Origin of the sequence: Massilia horti (assembly GCF_004614195.1) — a bacterium.
Taxonomy (GTDB): domain Bacteria; phylum Pseudomonadota; class Gammaproteobacteria; order Burkholderiales; family Burkholderiaceae_D; genus Telluria; species Telluria horti.
Genome location: NZ_SPUM01000133.1, coordinates 1 through 16637, shown reverse-complemented (window position 1 = coordinate 16637; position 16637 = coordinate 1). Strand labels below are relative to the sequence as shown.

The 16637-nt window shown below is 64.7% G+C and carries 15 protein-coding genes and 1 tRNA gene; 10 read left to right on the top strand and 6 right to left on the bottom strand.

Annotated features, from left to right (window positions below; all coding sequences use genetic code 11):
• Positions 1 to 264 precede the first annotated feature (264 nt).
• From E4O92_RS20390 to E4O92_RS20380, 3 genes are all read right to left on the bottom strand, one after another.
• Complete coding sequence (locus E4O92_RS20390) at positions 265 to 1545, bottom strand: TRAP transporter large permease (protein WP_135191496.1); 1281 nt, start codon at positions 1543 to 1545, stop codon at positions 265 to 267.
• The gene (locus E4O92_RS20385) at positions 1542 to 2111 is read right to left on the bottom strand and encodes a TRAP transporter small permease (RefSeq protein ID WP_135191495.1); all 570 of its coding nucleotides are present in this window, start codon (positions 2109 to 2111) and stop codon (positions 1542 to 1544) included. The genes E4O92_RS20390 and E4O92_RS20385 overlap by 4 nt, the downstream gene beginning before the upstream one ends.
• A 101-nt stretch (positions 2112 to 2212) precedes the next feature.
• Complete coding sequence (locus E4O92_RS20380) at positions 2213 to 3205, bottom strand: TRAP transporter substrate-binding protein (RefSeq protein WP_135191494.1); 993 nt, start codon at positions 3203 to 3205, stop codon at positions 2213 to 2215.
• Between the two features lie 128 nt (positions 3206 to 3333).
• Between E4O92_RS20380 and E4O92_RS20375 the strand changes: the two genes are divergently transcribed.
• From E4O92_RS20375 to E4O92_RS20365, 3 genes are all read left to right on the top strand, one after another.
• Positions 3334 to 5322 carry a sensor histidine kinase gene (locus E4O92_RS20375; protein WP_135191493.1) on the top strand — a complete coding sequence of 663 codons (1989 nt, stop codon included), beginning with the start codon at positions 3334 to 3336 and terminating at the stop codon, positions 5320 to 5322.
• Between the two features lie 25 nt (positions 5323 to 5347).
• Entirely contained in the window at positions 5348 to 5932 is a 585-nt protein-coding gene (locus tag E4O92_RS20370; RefSeq protein WP_135191492.1) for a response regulator transcription factor, read from the top strand.
• A 159-nt stretch (positions 5933 to 6091) separates the two neighbouring features.
• A complete protein-coding gene (locus E4O92_RS20365) occupies positions 6092 to 6478 on the top strand; it encodes a DUF3052 family protein (protein ID WP_167759846.1) in 387 nt (128 codons plus the stop codon).
• Here the strand turns inward: E4O92_RS20365 and queG are convergent.
• Positions 6446 to 7561: a tRNA epoxyqueuosine(34) reductase QueG gene (gene queG / locus E4O92_RS20360; RefSeq protein WP_229483600.1), complete on the bottom strand. Its 1116-nt coding sequence runs from the start codon at positions 7559 to 7561 to the stop codon at positions 6446 to 6448. The two genes, E4O92_RS20365 and queG, sit on opposite strands and share 33 nt — an antisense overlap.
• A gap of 41 nt (positions 7562 to 7602) precedes the next feature.
• On the opposite strand from queG, the gene tsaE reads away from it, so the two are divergent.
• Genes tsaE through E4O92_RS20345 form a run of 3 tightly spaced genes read left to right on the top strand, consistent with a single transcriptional unit; the run spans position 7603 to position 10264 of the window.
• Positions 7603 to 8088, top strand: a complete 486-nt coding sequence (gene tsaE / locus E4O92_RS20355) for a tRNA (adenosine(37)-N6)-threonylcarbamoyltransferase complex ATPase subunit type 1 TsaE (protein ID WP_135191490.1) — start codon at positions 7603 to 7605, stop codon at positions 8086 to 8088.
• A complete protein-coding gene (locus tag E4O92_RS20350) occupies positions 8052 to 9461 on the top strand; it encodes an N-acetylmuramoyl-L-alanine amidase (protein ID WP_135191489.1) in 1410 nt (469 codons plus the stop codon). The genes tsaE and E4O92_RS20350 overlap by 37 nt, the downstream gene beginning before the upstream one ends.
• Before the next feature lie 5 nt (positions 9462 to 9466).
• A complete protein-coding gene (locus E4O92_RS20345; protein WP_229483598.1) occupies positions 9467 to 10264 on the top strand; it encodes a D-hexose-6-phosphate mutarotase in 798 nt (265 codons plus the stop codon).
• A gap of 128 nt (positions 10265 to 10392) precedes the next feature.
• Here the strand turns inward: E4O92_RS20345 and E4O92_RS20340 are convergent, their stop codons facing one another.
• Together E4O92_RS20340 and E4O92_RS20335 are read right to left on the bottom strand one after the other, a co-directional pair.
• A complete protein-coding gene (locus tag E4O92_RS20340) occupies positions 10393 to 11409 on the bottom strand; it encodes a carbonic anhydrase (protein ID WP_135191488.1) in 1017 nt (338 codons plus the stop codon).
• A 101-nt stretch (positions 11410 to 11510) separates the two neighbouring features.
• Entirely contained in the window at positions 11511 to 12155 is a 645-nt protein-coding gene (locus tag E4O92_RS20335; RefSeq protein ID WP_135191487.1) for a VTT domain-containing protein, read from the bottom strand.
• A 175-nt stretch (positions 12156 to 12330) separates the two neighbouring features.
• On the opposite strand from E4O92_RS20335, the gene E4O92_RS20330 reads away from it, so the two are divergent.
• The 4 genes from E4O92_RS20330 to E4O92_RS20315 all read left to right on the top strand — a co-directional run bounded on the left by E4O92_RS20330 (position 12331) and on the right by E4O92_RS20315 (position 16490).
• Positions 12331 to 13263: a peptidylprolyl isomerase gene (locus E4O92_RS20330; protein ID WP_135191486.1), complete on the top strand. Its 933-nt coding sequence runs from the start codon at positions 12331 to 12333 to the stop codon at positions 13261 to 13263.
• 207 nt (positions 13264 to 13470) lie between these two features.
• On the top strand, positions 13471 to 15378 hold the full coding sequence (gene mutL, locus E4O92_RS20325; protein ID WP_135191485.1) for a DNA mismatch repair endonuclease MutL: 1908 nt from the start codon (positions 13471 to 13473) through the stop codon (positions 15376 to 15378).
• A complete protein-coding gene (miaA, locus tag E4O92_RS20320; RefSeq protein ID WP_135191484.1) occupies positions 15375 to 16334 on the top strand; it encodes a tRNA (adenosine(37)-N6)-dimethylallyltransferase MiaA in 960 nt (319 codons plus the stop codon). Before mutL ends, miaA begins: the two co-directional genes overlap by 4 nt.
• Positions 16335 to 16413: 79 nt before the next feature.
• Positions 16414 to 16490: transfer RNA gene (locus E4O92_RS20315), tRNA-Met, on the top strand.
• Positions 16491 to 16637 lie beyond the last annotated feature (147 nt).

Genomic DNA, 16637 nt, shown 5'->3' with positions numbered 1-16637 from the left:
CCAGGGACACATATAAAAAAAGCGCACCCTCTGGGTGCGCCCTAATGCGGTTCCACGTTTCCGGCCGATCGGCGTACCTTCGGCATCTATTAAACGCGGCGTCTCCTCATTTAGTCTCCGGTATTGGATTACCGTTGCTTTTTTTCTCACTCCCCCAAAACGTACATTCTGTGTTGGCGGGCACCTGGGGTGCCGAAAAGTGCCCCATCATAACGCATGTGGGGCCCAAAGGCGTAGCTTTTTATATACGGTTAGCGAATTATTTCAACCGTAAACCAACTTCGGCAGCCAGAGCGAGATCTGAGGTACATACGTTATTAAAGCGAGGAAACCGAGCATCGTCAGCAACCACGGCAGCACCGCGACCGTCAACTCGGAGATGCCCATCCTGGTGATGCCCGATGCAACATACAAGTTCAGGCCCACCGGTGGATGGCACATGCCGACTTCCATGTTGACCACGATCAGGATGCCGAAGTGGATCGGATCGATGCCGAGCTGGGTGGCGACCGGGAACAGAATCGGCGCCATGATCAGCACGATCGAGGACGGTTCCATCACGTTGCCTGCCAACAGCAGCAGGATGTTCACCACCAGCAGGAACGCGACCTGCCCCAAGCCCATGCCGGTGAGCCAGTTGGCCATGGCCTGCGGGATATTCTCGCTGGTCATCAAGAACGAGAACAGCACGGCGTTGGTGATGATGTAAAGCAGCATCGCCGACATCGCCGCCGAATCGAGCAACACCTTGCCCACCTGCTTCAGCTTGAGGTCCTTGTACACGAACACGGCGATGACGAACGCATACACCGCCGCCATGGCAGCTGCCTCGGTCGGGGTGAACAGGCCGCTGTAGATGCCGCCCATCACGATCACGATCAGTGCCAGGCCCCAGGCGCTCCTGCGAAACGCGGTGAAGCGCTCGCCCCAGGTGGCGCGCTTCATGCGCGGGTAGTCTTCCTTGCGCGCCAAGAACCAGGTGGTCAGCCCGAGCAGCAAGGCCAGCAGGATGCCGGGCACCACGCCGGCCATGAACAGCTTGCCGACCGAGCTGTTGGTGGTCACCGAATACATCACCATCACGATCGACGGCGGGATCAGGATGCCCAGCGCGCCCGAGGTCGTGATCACGCCAGCGCCGAAGCGGTTCGGATAACCCTGCTTGACCATGGCCGGCAGGATGATCGAACCGATCGCCACCACCGTGGCCGGGCTGGAACCGGACACGGCCGCGAACAGCGCGCAGGCGAACACGCCGGCCAGCGCCAGGCCACCGTGCCAGTGGCCGACCATCGAGCTGGCAAAGTTGATCATGCGCCGCGCTACCCCGCCATGCGTCAGGAAATTGCCGGCCAGGATGAAGAACGGAATGGCCATGATCTCGAATTTCTCGATGCCAGTGAACAGCTTCATCGCGACCGACTCGATCGGCACGTGGGTCATCGTGAACAGGAAGGTCAGCACGGTCAGGCCGAGCGCAATCGAGATCGGCATGCCGGTGAGCATCAGCACGATCAGCAGAATAAAAATAATCATCGCGTTCATGCCGTCGTCTCCTTCGCTTCTTCGATTTGATCAATCAGGCCCTCGACATGGGCATGGTCATGACGCGGCAGTTCCCCGTGCCTGACAAACTGGACCATCACCTGCAGGAAACGGAAGCACATCAGCCAGGAGCCGAGCGGCACCGCGAGATAAATGATCCACATCGGCCATTCGAGGTCGGGCGAGATCGAATCGGTCTGGCTCATGCGCGCGACGAACACGGCGCCCAGCGCGCCGACGACACCGGTGAACAGCGCCCCGGCCAGCAGGCCAAAGATGACGAACTTGTTGCGCCACGGGGTCGACAGGCGGTTGATGACGACGTCGACGCCGACGTGGATGCCGGTGCGCACGCCGTAGGCGGCGCCGAACTTGGCCATCCACACGAACATGTAGATGCACAGTTCCTGCGCCCAGCTCATGTTGATGGTGAGGAGGTAATCCTGCAGGGCAGGAAATGGCAGGCCCGACAGGTAGCGGTGCAGCACCGCCACGAAAATGACCAGGGTGGCCGCGCCCATCAGGGTCGCAATGATCCACTCTTCGAGTCGGTCGAGGAATTTCATGTGAGGTCCCGGGAAAGCGACAGTCTTGCGAGGCGCACGCGCACGCGCCGTCGCCCCGCCAGATCAAGCGGGGCGCGGGGCGTTTGACTGCCGGGGGATTTTTACTGGGCCGCGGCGGCGGTCTTGTTGATCGACGTGATCAAGTCCTTGCCGATCCGGCCTTCCATCGCCTTTTGCACCGGCGCCAGCGTCTTGCGCCACTCGGCCTGCTCCTGCGCGGTCAGGTTGTAGATGGTGGTGGTGCCGGCCTTCTTGATCGCGTCCATCGCCAGATCGTTGTCACGCTGCGCGATCGCCTTTTCGTAGGTGGTTGCCTCGCGCATCGCCTGCTCCAACTGGCCGCGCACGTCGGTCGGCAGGCCATCCCAGAACTTCTTGTTGACGATGACCGCATAACCCAGGTAACCGTGGTTGGACACGGTCAGGTGCTTTTGCACTTCATGCATCTTCTGTGTGTACATGTTCGAAGGCGGGTTTTCGGTGCCGTCGACCACGCCGGTCTGCAAGGCCTGATACACTTCCGAGAACGCCAGCACCTGCGGATTGGCGCCCAGCGCGCGCATCTGCGCGTCGAGCACCTTGGACGACTGGATGCGCATCTTCAGGCCGCGGAAGTCGGCCGGGGTGTGCAGCGGCTTGTTGGCCGACATGATCTTGAAACCGTTATCCCAGTACGCGAGGCCCGTGATGCCTTTCGGTTCCAGCTTTTGCAGCAGGCTCTTGCCGATCGGGCCTTCGGTCACCGCGTACAGCGCCTGCTTGGTCGGGAAGATGTATGGCAGGTCGAACGCTTCGAATTCCTTCACGCCCAGCGGGCCGAATTTGGCCAGGGACGGCGCCAGCATCTGCACGGCGCCCAGCTGCAAGGCTTCGAGCTCTTCCTTGTCCTTGTACAACTGGCTGTTCGGATAGACTTCGACCTTGACGCGGCCCTTGGTGTACTTCTCGGCCAGTTCCTTGAAGCGGTCAGCGGCCTGGCCTTTCGGCGTGTCCGTGGCGACCACGTGGCTGAACTTGATGACGATCGGGGCTTCTGCGTAAGCATTGAAACTGACGGCGGCGGCGAGCGCCAGGACCACGGCCTTGATCTGCATGCGATGTCTCCTCTCTTGAATTGGAAGCAATTTTTTTATTAATCGAAACAGTGTGAAAGCACACGATTCGCTCTGCTATTGTGGAAAACCACAATAGCAGCTTGTTTGTAACGATACAACATTACTGCATGAAAAACGCGTTCTTCTTGCCAAGGTCGTTACGCCAGTCGGGGCCGTGGCGCTGGCTGTTTCCGGTGCTCATCGTACTGCTGTTCCTGGCGGTGCTGATCTGGCTGCCGTGGCAGGCGCGCCAGATGGAGAGCAACGAACGCCAGGAACAGCTGATCGCCGACACCCTGTGGGTCGAGCAGACGCTGCGCTTCGAACTGGCGCGCAGCGAGGATGCCTTGGGCGCGCTGGGCGCCGACCTGATGGCAACAACGCTCCCGCCCGAGGCGCTGCAGGCGCGCCTGGCGCAGCTGTTCAAGACCGGCCACGAGCTCCAGCGCGTGCTGTGGCTCGACAGCAATGACCACGTGCTGGCGTGGCGCGCCAGCACCCTGGCTCCAGCCGACCTGGCGCTCGCCTCGCAAGAAGCAGCCGATTACGCACGCAAGACCGGGAACGGCCGCTACGGCGAGCCGTATGGCCCTGCCCGCCTGGGCCTGATCGATTACCACCTGCCTTTGTTTCGCAACGGGGTCTATGCCGGCAGCCTGGTCGCCACCTACGACCTGACCGCGCTGCTGAACGAGATCGTCCCCTGGTGGTTCGCCCAGGACAATTCGCTCAAGCTGCTCGACCGCGACGACATGGTGGTGGCCCAGCGCGCGGCCGGCGGTCCGGGACGCGGCGTCTACACGCACAAGCATGCGCTCGACCTGCCGGGCGCCACCATCGTGCTGGCCACCGACAGCGTCAAGGGCGCGCCCAAGCTGCTGCCGAACCTCCTGGTCGGCTCGGTGATCATGCTCGCGCTGGGCCTCTTGCTCTCGCTGGGCGCGCTGTGGCGCCACATCGCGCGCACCATCGCCGCCGAAAGCGCGCTGCGCCAGCAAATGGCGTTTCGCACCGCCATGGAAAACTCGCTGCTGACCGGGCTGCGCGCGCGCGACCTGGAAGGGCGCGTGACCTACGTGAACAAGGCGTTCTGCCAGATGGTCGGGCTGCCGGCCGAGGAACTGGTCGGCAAGGTGCCGCCGATGCCGTACTGGGCGCCGGAGGCGATGGAAATCTACGAGCGGCGTTTCGCCGCCGTGCTGGCCGGGACCGCCACGCCGCAGTTCGAGACCATGTTCCAGCGCTCGGACGGCGTGCGGGTGCCAGTGCTGGTGTTCGAGGCGCCGCTGGTGGACAGCCGCGGGCGCCAGACCGGCTGGATGAGTTCTATCCTCGACATCACCGACCGCAAGCGCGCCGAGGAGCTCAACCGCCAGCAGGAGGAAAAGCTGCAGGCCAGCGCGCGGCTGGCGACGATGGGCGAAATCTCGTCGATGCTGGCGCACGAGCTGAACCAGCCGCTGGCGGCGATCTCGAGCTACACCGCGGGGGCGCTCAACGTGGTCGAACGCGCCCGGCAAAGCGGCGGCGCGCTCGACCCGGGCCTGTTGGGACGGGCGCTGGAACAGGCGCGCCAGCAGGCGCAGCGCGCCGGGCAGATCATCCGAAGCGTGCACGAATTCGTCAAGAAGCGCGAGCAGCCGCAGCGCCAGCCGGTCTCGATCCACAGCGTGGTCGACGGCGTGCGCGCGCTGATCGAGCTGCAGGCGCGCCAGGCCTACGTGGCGCTGCAGGTGCGCATTCCGGCGCGGCTGCCGCTGGTGCTGGCCGACCGCGTGCTGCTCGAACAGGTGCTGCTGAACCTGACGCGCAACGCGATCGAGGCGATGGCCAGCGTCGCGCCCGAGCACCGCATGCTGCGCATCGCGGCGGCCAGCTGCGACGGACAGGTGTCGGTGTCGGTGATCGACCGCGGGCACGGGATCGCGCCGGCGGTCGCCGAGCGCCTGTTCTCGCCGTTCTTCTCGACCAAGGCGGAAGGCATGGGCATGGGCCTGTCGATCTGCCGCACCGCGATCGAATTCCACGGCGGGACGCTGACCCACGCACCGAATCCCGATGGCGGGACCATCTTCACTTTCACCCTGTCGCAGCAGACCGAAACGGCGCTGGGATAGAATATCCAGCGCAAAGGAGAACCACATGCTGCACATTGTCGACGACGAGGAAGTCATCCGTGACGCTCTGGCATGGCTGGCGCAATCGCGCGGCCTGGAGGCGCGCAGCTATGCGAGCGGAGAGGAATTCCTCGCGAATGTGGGCGAACGCATCGACCCCGGCGGCGACTGCGTGCTGCTCGACGTGCGCATGCCGCGCATGAACGGCATCGCCGTGTTCGACCAGCTGGTGTCGCGTTCCCTGCTGCCGCGCCTGCCCGTGATCTTCCTGACCGGCCACGGCGACGTGCCGATGGCGGTCGATTCGCTCAAGCGCGGCGCGTTCGACTTCTTCGAAAAGCCGTTCAACGACAACCAGCTGATGGACCGCGTCGAGCAGGCGCTGGCAGCGGCGCGCCGCGCCGGCAAGGCGGCCGAGGTGCGCGCGCGCCTGGCCACGCTGTCGGCGCGCGAGCGCGAAGTACTCGACCTGATCCTGGCCGGTATGATGAACAAGGTCGTCGCCGACAAGCTCGGCATCAGCATGCGCACGGTCGAAGTGCACCGGGCGCACATCTTCGACAAGATGCAGGTCAAGACCGCGGTCGAACTGGCCGGCCTGCTCAAGTAACGCACACTTTCGGTTGCAACCGGCGCGCCACCGATCGTCTGTGATATCCATGCCGTGCACACTACAGCCGTCCGGCGCCCCGTCTTTTCGAGGAACGCTTGTAAAATTAACTTGAACGCGCCGCGGCCGGCGACGGCGCACATTTTTTAGGAAATGCAGATGAGCGAAAAGACAGTTGCTGACAAGATGTTTTTACGGACCGCGAAGTCGATGCTGATCCTGGGCGGCAAGTCGCATCCCGGCGTGGTCGCGCAAATGCCGGCCAACATCCTCAAGAACGAAGACGATCCGGGCCCGGTCGATGTGGTCCTGCTGTTCGCAATGAACCGCAAGGAGCTCGAGCAGTACTTGCCCGTAGCCAAGGAGCGCCTCGGCGATAAAGGCTCGCTGTGGGTCGCTTATTTGAAACAGACGGCGTCCAAGGCGACCGACATCAACCGCGATACGATCGCGGAATACCTCAAGGAAAACGGCATCACCACCGTCGCGATCATCTCGATCGACGGCGACTGGTCAGCCCTGCGCGCCAAGCGCATCGACCTCTGATCCGTGGCGCGCCAGCGCCCACGCCACATGCTCGCGCACCAGCGCCGACGGATGGGCGAGGCGCTGCCGGAGCGCCGCCACGATTTGCTCGTCCCCCTTCGCCTGCGCGGCCGCGTTGCCCAGCCCTACGGCCAGGTTGCGCAGCCAGCGTTCATGCCCGATGCGGCGGATCGGGCTGCCCTCCATCCGGCGGTTGAATTCATTCTCGTCCCAGCCGAACAGCTCGATCAGGCTGGCGCTTCCCAGGCCATTGCGCTCGTCAAAATCGGCCAGCTGCGCGCGCTGCGCGAACTTGTTCCAGGGGCAGATGAGCTGGCAATCGTCGCATCCGTAGATGCGGTTGCCGATGAGCGGACGCAGATCCTCGGGAATGCTGCCCTTCAGTTCAATTGTCAGGTACGAGATGCAGCGCCGCGCGTCCAGCCGGCCGGGGCCGAGGATGGCGCCGGTCGGGCAGGCGTCGATGCAGGCGCGGCACTGGCCGCAATGGGTGTCGATGGCTGCGTCCACCGGCAGCGGCAGGTCGACCAGGATCTCGCCCACGAAGAAGGTGGAACCGGCGCTGCGCGAAAGCAGCAGCGTGTGCTTGCCGCGCCAGCCCAGGCCCGCCTTTTCGGCCAGCGGCAGTTCCATTACCGGCGCCGAGTCGGTGAACACGCGGTAGCCGAACTCCCCGATGCCCGCCGTGACCCGCTCGGCCAGCTGTTGCAGCCGGTTGCGCAGCACCTTGTGGTAGTCGCGTCCGCGTGCGTACACCGACACCACCGCCGCATGTGGATCCTGCTGGCGCGCCGTTTCGTGTTCGCGCCAGTTTGCGCCGGTGGCCGTTGGCAGGTAATCCATGCGCGCCACGATCGCGCGCACCGTGCCCGGCACCAGCTCGGCCGGCCGGGCGCGCTTCATGCCGTGGCTTGCCATATAATCCATCTCGCCGTGGTGACCCGCGGCGAGCCACGCGCGCAGGCCTTCCTCCGCGTGCGCCAGGTCGACGTCGGCGATGCGCACTTCGGCAAAGCCGAGTTCCTTGCCCCACGCCTTGATGGCGCGCGCAAGTTCGGGCAGGTCTGGTGGCAGGGTCGGCATGCAGGACAAAGAGACAGTAATACGACACGACATTCTATTCGATGCAGCACTTCAAAGCTTACCTGGCCGATGAATCGGCGACCGCCGCCTTCGGCGCCGCGCTGGCACGCGCGCTCGCACCCGGCCTCGTGATCTACCTGCACGGCGACCTCGGCGCCGGCAAGACCGCGCTCACGCGCGCACTGCTGCACGCAAGCGGCCACCAGGGCACGGTCAAGAGCCCGACCTATACCCTGTCCGAGCCGTACCGCATCACCGTCGATGGCCAGCTTGTCAACGCCATCCACTACGACCTGTACCGCATGAGCAGCCCGGAAGAGTTCCTCGACGCCGGTTTTCGCGAGGATTTCGACGGCCACAACATCTGCATCGTCGAGTGGCCGGAAAAGGGCGAGCCGGTGTTGCCACCGCCCGACGTACAGGTCTGGCTGAGTGTTTGCGGGCTCGGCCGTGAGGTAGAATTGCAGGCGTTGTCTGAATTAGGCCAGCTATGCCTCGACCGCCTCACCTTCGCACCGCCCGCTTGAATTCTGGCTCGCCGCGCCGCCGCACCGTGCTCAAGGCCGGTGGCACACTGCTGCTGTCGGTCTTTACCGCCCTGCCCGCGCGCGCCGCGCAGATCCTGGCCGTGCGCGTCTGGCCGGCCGCCGACTACACCCGCGTCACGCTGGAAAACGACGGCGCCCTCAAGACCAACCACTTCATGGTGTCCGACCCGCCGCGGCTGGTGGTCGACATCGACGGCCTGGCGCTGAACGATACCCTCAAGAGCCTGGTCGCCAAGATCGAGTCGAACGACCCGTACATCAAGCAGGTGCGCGTCGGCCAGAACCGTCCGAACGTGGTGCGCCTGGTGTTCGACCTGAAGGAAAAAGTCACGCCGCAGGTGTTCACGCTGGCCCCGGTGGCGGGCTACCAGCACCGCCTGATCTTCGACCTGTACCCGGTGAACGCGGTCGACCCGATCGCCGCCATGATCGAATCGGGCAACTGGTCGACCCCGGATGCCGCCAGTACGCCAACCGCCCCGGTCCAGCCGGGCATGCCGGCCGCGGGCCAGGTTGCGCCGGACGCGGTCGCGAAAATGGAAGCGCAGATTGCGCAGGGGACAGCGCCGTTGCAGACGCCGGGCGCGGCGCCGGCCACGCCCCGGCCCCAGTCGCCGGCGGGCGGCGCCGCGTCGAAGGTGACGCGCATGATCACGATCGCGCTCGACCCCGGCCACGGCGGCGAAGATCCGGGCGCCATCGGCGCCAGCGGCGCGCGCGAAAAGGACATCGTGCTAGAGATCGCCAAGCGCCTGAAGACCAAGCTCGAAGGGCTGCCGAACATGCGCGTCATGCTCACCCGCGACGGCGACTACTTCGTGCCGCTCGGGACGCGCGTCGAAAAGGCGCGCAAAGTGCAGGCCGACCTGTTCGTCTCGATCCACGCGGACGCCTTCATCCAGCCCAGCGCGCGCGGCTCGTCGGTGTTCGTGCTGTCCGAAAAAGGCGCCAGCTCGACCGCCGCGCGCTGGCTCGCAAACGACCAGAACAAGGCCGACATGATCGGCGGCGTCAACCTCGGCAACCACGACAAGCAACTGGCCAGCGTGCTGTTCGACCTGTCGACCACAGCCCAGATCAACGACAGCCTCAAGCTCGGCAAAGCGGTGCTGACCGAAATCGGCGGCATCAACCGCCTGCACAAGGGCGCGGTCGAACAGGCCGGCTTTGCCGTGCTCAAGGCCCCGGACATCCCGTCGATCCTGGTCGAAACCGCATTCATCTCCAACCCCGACGAAGAGGCTAAACTCAAGGACAACGGCTACCAGGACCAGCTCGCCGATGCGATCACCAAGGGCGTGCGCCGCTACTTCGCTGCCAATCCGCCGATGGCCAAGGGCCGCCTCACCTGAAGAGCATGACAATCACGAATACCGAATACGGACACCTGCCCGCCGTGCGCCTATCCGCCCCGGACGGCGCGCAAGCCACCATCACCCTGTTCGGCGCCCACCTGGTCTCATGGAAGGGAGCCCAGGGACACGAGCGCCTGTTCGTGAGCGCCAAATCGGCGCTGGACGGCAGCGCCGCGATCCGCGGCGGGGTGCCGGTGGTCTTCCCGCAGTTCGCCGAGCGCGGCCCCCTTATCAAACACGGCTTCGCGCGCGTCTCCAACTGGCGCATGACCGCCAGCGGCATCGAAGACGGCGCCGCGTTTGCGCTGTTTGAACTGAACCAGTCGGACCTGGCGCCAGAGCTGGCCGCCGCATGGCCGCATGCCTTCGCCCTCGCGCTGCGGGTGGCGGTGCGCGACAGCGAGCTGGCCATGTCGCTTGAAGTGCGCAACGACGGTGCGCAGGCGTTCCCGTTCGCGGCGGCGCTGCACACCTACCATCTGGTCGACGACATCGCAGCGGTGCGCATCATTGGTGTGGAACCGGCGGCGCTCACTTTTACGGGCAAGCACGACCAGCCCTACGAAGGGATCGCGGGGACGGTGTTCCTGGAGAGCGGCGCCGGCAAGCTCAAGCTCGAACAGAAGGGCTTTACCGACGCGGTGGTATGGAATCCGTGGGCTGCCGATGCGGCGGCGATTCCGGACATGGGAGACGACGAGTACAGGCGCTTCGTGTGCATCGAGCCGGCGCGGCTGGGACCGGCGACGCTGGACCCGTGCGCTGTCTGGCGCGGCGAGTACCGCGTTACCCCTGCGTGATACCCGTAGGGTGCGCACCTGTGCGCACGCGGTTCGCGAACGCAGCGTAGTGAAGCGGCAGCCGCAAGCCAGCATGCGATGACCGCGTGCGCACAGGTGCGCACCCTACGGTATGCCGGCGTCTTGGTTTAATTCGATTCCTTGATCATGCGCCCGTATCCCGACTGCACTGGCCGCGCATTGAGCGGATACAGCCGCGAGAACAGCGCCATCTGCGCGGGCGAAGCCTGCATCGGCTGCTTCATCACGAGCCACAGCACGCCCTCGGTGCAGGGCGGCGTGGTGAGCGAGCCCATGTAGGTGTAATACTCGCGCCGCTCCGGCAGCGCCTCCTTCAGGTCGAGCACCAGCGACGGCGACACCGTCTCGTTCTTCTCGAGCGGCAGGTTGTTCCACACCGTCTGGATCAGGTTATGCTGCTTGCCGCGCTCGAGCAGCACCGCCACCACCGCCAGCCTGCCCTCCGCGCTCTTGTGCACCAGGTGCATGACCATCTCGGTGCCCTTGCCGTTGATGCGCTCCTCCGACGGCCGATGGAAGTGGAACTGCTGCAGCTCGTAGGTCTGGTTCCCAACCGTGATGAAGTTGCCGCCACCGACATTCACCTGGATCGTATGGCCATTGTCGATTTCGTTGAACGAGCTCGGATGGTAGTCAAAAGTGATCTGCTCGAGGTCGACCTTGATGCCGTCGCGGATGTCGATCGGCGACTGGCGGCGGCCGGTGGAGCACGCTGCCCAGTCCGAATTGATCTTCGACCAGTTGGCCGGCCCGCTCTCGCCCTCGTAGCTCCAGTGGGTGCCACGCCTGGGCGCGGTGGCGGCGACAATTGCGGCCAATTCTTCCTCGCGGCGCTTGGCGTCGGCGACCTTCTTGGCCCTGGCCGCGGCGTCCGCGCGTGCGGCCTGCTTGGCGCGCAGGTCGGCCAGGCGCGCCGCGATCTTCTCGGACAGATCGACCTCGGCGTCCTCTTCTTTCTTTTGAGGGATTGCCGCCGGAGCCGGCGACGCCGCGGCGATCTTGGCCGTGGCGGCCGGCGTGCCCGCAGGTTTCGACGGCACGATGGCGGTTCTGGTGATGGGCTCGCTCGCACTGGCTGTCACGATGACGGCGCTGCAGGCGAACAGGGCGAAAAGGTTACGCATTGGGTTCCAGGAGTGTGGCTTACTCCTGATTATCGGCTCGCCGGGACAGAAACTTGAGTCCGCCCCGGCGCGAAATCTGGCACGTGGCCAGATTCGCAGCCTTAGCGGCTGATCACCCTGCGCCCGAACTTGTACAAGCCGCCCAGCGCGAGCGGGATGATCGCGGCGCCGACACCGACCAGCACGATCGTGGTCAGGTGATCGCGCACGACCGGGATGTTGCCAAAGAAATAGCCACCAGTGACCAGGCTGGCCACCCAGGCCACGGCGCCCGCCACGTTGAACAACTGAAAACGTGCAAAGGTCATGTCCGACACGCCGGCCACGAACGGCGCAAAGGTGCGTACCACCGGCACAAAGCGGGCGAGGATGATGGTCTTGCCGCCGTGCTTTTCGAAGAAATCGTGGGTGCGGCGCAACGCGTCCTTGTTGATCCAGCGATAGTCGTGCGTGAACACGCGATGCCCGATCGCCCCGCCTATCCAGTAATTCAAGGTGTTGCCCGTCACGGCAGCAATAATCAGCAACGCCATCAGCAACGGATAGCTCATCTCGCCGGTCGCGCAGAAGGCGCCCGCGATGAAGAGCAGTGTGTCGCCGGGGAAGAAGAACAGTACGACCAGTCCAGTCTCACAGAACACGATTGCAAACAGGACTGCATAAACATAAGTGCCATACTGGGCAAGCAGCGTACCCAGGGTCGTATCGACATGAAGGATCATGTCGAAGAATTGCATCAGATCCATAATTTTCCTAAGAGGGAACACAGCATCATACCATCAGTCTGCCTCAAGAAATGACTGTTGGCGCAACTTCCGGCACACTCTTTTTCGCCGTGTCAAGCAAGTTTCCAAAGTGATCACGTTACGGATTACAATGCGGACAACAAGCGGCGGCGACCGCGTGACAACAGGAGAGGAAATGCGTGCTTTTAAGGCAATCGGGCGGAAAGCTGTACTGAAATCGGCAGCGCTGGCGCTGCTGGCGGCAAATGCATATGCGGCCGACAAGACTCCGCCGGCCAAGCCGTCGGTGTCGGACGTTGTCAAGGCGTCCAAGCCGTCGGACTGGCGGCCGCTCGACCCGGAAAACACGCTGTACATGGACATTCCGTCCGGCCGCGTGGTGATCGAGCTGGCGCCCACGTTTGCGCCCAATCACGTCAAGAACATCAAGGCGCTGGTGCGCGAGCACTACTTTGACGGCCTGGCCATCATCCGCTCGCAGGACAACTGGGTGGTGCAGTGGGGCGACCCGAATGAGGAAAATGGCAAACCGCGGGAGATCAAGAACGCCCAGCGCACGCTCAAGGCCGAATTCACCGTGCCGATCAAGAACGACAAGAACTTTACCCGGCTGCCGGACCACGACGGCTATGCGCCGCAGGCGGGGCACTCGAACGGTTTTCCGGTGGGGCACGACCCGAAGAAGGGCGAGGCCTGGCTCGCGCACTGCTACGGCATGGTCGGCGTGGGGCGCGACAACGATGCCGACAGCGGCGGCGGCACGTCGCTGTATGCGGTGATCGGGCATGGACCGCGTCACCTCGACCGCAACATCACGGTTGTTGGCCGCGTGATCTCGGGCATGCCGTTGTTGTCGACGCTGCCGCGCGGCGCCGGGCCGATGGGCTTTTATGACAAGCCGGAGCTGAACGTGCCGATCAGTTCGGTCAAGGTGGCGGCCGACGTGCCCGAGGCCGAGCGGTCGAAGTTCGAGGTGATGCGCACCGACAGCGCAACCTACCAGGCGGTGGTCGAGGCGCAGCGCAACCGCGGCGGCCCGTGGACCAAGGTACCGGCCGGGTATATCGATTTGTGCAACACCCCGATTCCGGTGCGGGAACAAAAGTAGCCGCTGACTCGGCCGGAGAATATCGTAGGGTGCGTACCTGTGCGCACGCGGTACGGTTGAATTCCGTTAGCCCATTGCAGAAGCCAACGGCATGCGAGCGTACCGCGTGCGCACTGGTGCGCACCCTACGGGGCTGTGCAACGACCGTTAGGGTGCACACCCGACGGGACGCTCCAGCCCAATTGGCGTCGAGCTATAATTCCCCGGATGAACGCCCCCGCCTCCACCCATCGCCCGATCCAGCAGCTTCCTGACCAGCTCATTTCCCAAATCGCCGCCGGCGAGGTGGTCGAACGGCCATCGGCCGTGGTGAAGGAACTGCTGGAAAACGCGCTCGACGCCGGCTCCACGCAGATCACAGTGCGGCTCGAAGAAGGCGGCGTCAAGCGCATAGCGATCACCGACAACGGCCGCGGCATCGCGCCGGACGAAATGCCGCTCGCGCTCGCGCGCCACGCCACCTCCAAGATCGCGTCCCTGACCGACCTGGAAAATGTGGCAACGCTCGGCTTTCGCGGCGAGGCGCTGGCCTCGATCGCCTCGGTCGCCGCGGTCTCCATCACCTCGCGCACGCCCTCCGCGCCGCACGCCTGGCAGATCATCGGCTCCCACCACGGCACCGTCTCGCCCTCCTCCGGCGCGTTCGGCACCACCATCGACGTGCAGGACCTGTACTTCAACACGCCGGCACGGCGCAAGTTCCTCAAATCCGAACAGACTGAATACGGCCACTGCGCGGAAGTCGTGCGGCGCATCGCGCTGGCGCGGCCGGACGTCTCGTTCAGCCTGTCGCACAACGGGCGCACCATCGATCACTGGAACGTGAGCGACATGGCCAAGCGCAGCGCACAGATTCTCGGCACCGACTTCGCCGAGGCGCGCCTTGCCATCGACGAGGCGGCCGGCCCGCTCCACCTGCACGGCTTCATCGGCCTGCCGACCGCATCCAAAGCCCGCGCCGACGGCCAGTTCTTCTACGTGAACGGCCGCTTCGTGCGCGACAAGCTGCTGCTGCACGCGGTGCGCGCGGCCTATCAGGATGTGCTGCACGGCGACCGCTTCCCGTCGTACGCGCTGTCGCTGGACCTGGACCCGGCGCTGGTGGACGTGAACGTGCACCCGTCGAAGATCGAAGTGCGCTTTCGCGACAGCCGCGCGGTGCACCAGTTCGTATTCCACGCCGTGCAGCGCGCGCTGGCGCAAACCTCGGCCACCGCGCACGGCAGTGTGCCGGCGCCGATCACCGCGGCCGAGGTCAAGGCTTCGGGTTCGAACTGGCAGCCGCGCCCGCACGAACAAACCTCGTTCGGCGCGCAGCTTTCGTCCACGTTCTCGCCCTCGCCTTTCCCGCCGGGCAGCCGCTGGGATGCGCCGGGCGTGGCCACCTCGGCCCTCGGCGTGGCGCAAAGCACGGAGCGCTATGGCGCCCTCTTCAAGTCGAGCGAGCTTGACATGGCCAGCGTGGCCGCGGCGCCTGCCGCCCCGCTGTCCGCGCCGATCCGGCCGATGTCGAACGACGACTTCCCGCTCGGCTTCGCGCTCGCCCAGCTGCACGGCATCTACATCCTGGCGCAGAACACCAAGGGCCTGGTGCTGGTCGACATGCACGCGGCGCACGAGCGCATCCTGTACGAACAACTGAAGAACGCGCTCGACGCCCAGATCGACGGCAGCGACATGCAGGTGCAGCCGCTCCTGATCCCGGTGACCTTCTTCGCCGACGCGATCGAAGTAGGCACGGCCGATGAAAACCAGGAGACGTTGAAGAAGCTCGGCTTCGACATCGCCGTGATGTCGCCGACCACGCTCGCGGTACGCGCGGTTCCGACGCTGCTCAAGAACGCCGACGCACAGACGCTGGCGCGCGACGTGCTGCGCGATGTGCGCGAATACGGCGGCTCGCGCGTACTGATCGAGCGCCGCAACGAACTGCTCGGCACCCTCGCCTGCCACACCGCCGTGCGCGCCAACCGCATCCTCACCGTGCCCGAAATGAACGCGCTGCTGCGGCAAATGGAATCAACCGAGCGCGCCGACCAATGCAACCACGGGCGCCCGACCTGGGTGCAGCTCGAAATCTCGGCGCTCGACAAGCTTTTCCTGCGCGGCCAATGACAACACAAGCATCGAACAAACCGCTGGCGGTCGCGATCATGGGGCCGACGGCCTCGGGCAAGACCGCAGCCGCGCTGGCGATCGCGCGCGAACGTCCGGTCGAGATCATCTCGGTCGACTCGGCGCTGGTCTACCGCGGCATGGACATCGGCACCGCCAAGCCGACCCTGGACGAACTGGCGAGCGCGCCGCACCACCTGATCGACATCATCGAGCCGACCGAGGCGTATTCGGTCGCGCAGTTCCGCGACGATACCTTGCGGCTCGTGGCCGAGATCAGCGCGCGCGGCAAGCTGCCGCTACTGGTTGGCGGCACGATGATGTACTTTAAGGGCCTGACCGATGGGCTGGACGACCTGCCGACCGCTGATCCGGACGTGCGCGCCTCAATCGAGGCCGAGGCGGCGCGCATCGGCTGGCCCGGCATGCACGAGCGGCTGCGCGCGCTGGACCCGGCGACGGCCGAGCGGCTGGCGCCGAACGACGCCCAGCGCATCAACCGCGCGCTCGAGATCATCGAACTGACCGGCAAGCCGATGTCGGAACTGCTGGCCAGGCGCGACAAGCCTGAGCTGCCGTTCGAACTGATCTCGTTCGCGCTCGAACCTTCCGACCGCGCGGTGCTGCATGGCCGCATCGCGCTGCGCTTCGAGCAGATGCTGGGCGAACGCGACGATCAAGGCCTGGTAGCCGAAGTGGCACGGCTGCGCGAGCGCGGTTACCTCACGCCCAACCTGCCCTCCATGCGCTGCGTGGGTTACCGGCAGGCGTGGGAGTATCTGGACGGCCGCATCGACCGCGCGGCGCTGCGCGAAACAGGCATTATCGCCACGCGCCAGCTTGCCAAACGCCAGCTGACCTGGCTGCGCTCGATGCCGGACCGGATCGTGATCGACTGCCTGAGACCGGATGCGCCCGCGGAAATCCTGGCGCAGCTGAAGGGAATGCACACATGACACTGGCTCGAAAGAGCGCGCCGCGAAGGCGGCGAGCCTTGACACCCAAAAGGCCGAACGGCATAATGCTACCCGTTCTGGTGATATAGCTCAGTTGGTTAGAGCATAGCATTCATAATGCTAGGGTCGTTGGTTCAAGTCCAACTATCACCACCAAGTTTCAATGACAGATGGCTTGGCTCGCAGAGCTGAGCCATTTTGTTTTAGCAGCACTGTTCAGTTACAGCTCCGGTAGAAATGCCGAGCGTTGGTGATATAGCTCAGTTGGTTAGAGCATAGCATTCATAATGCTAGGGTCGTTGG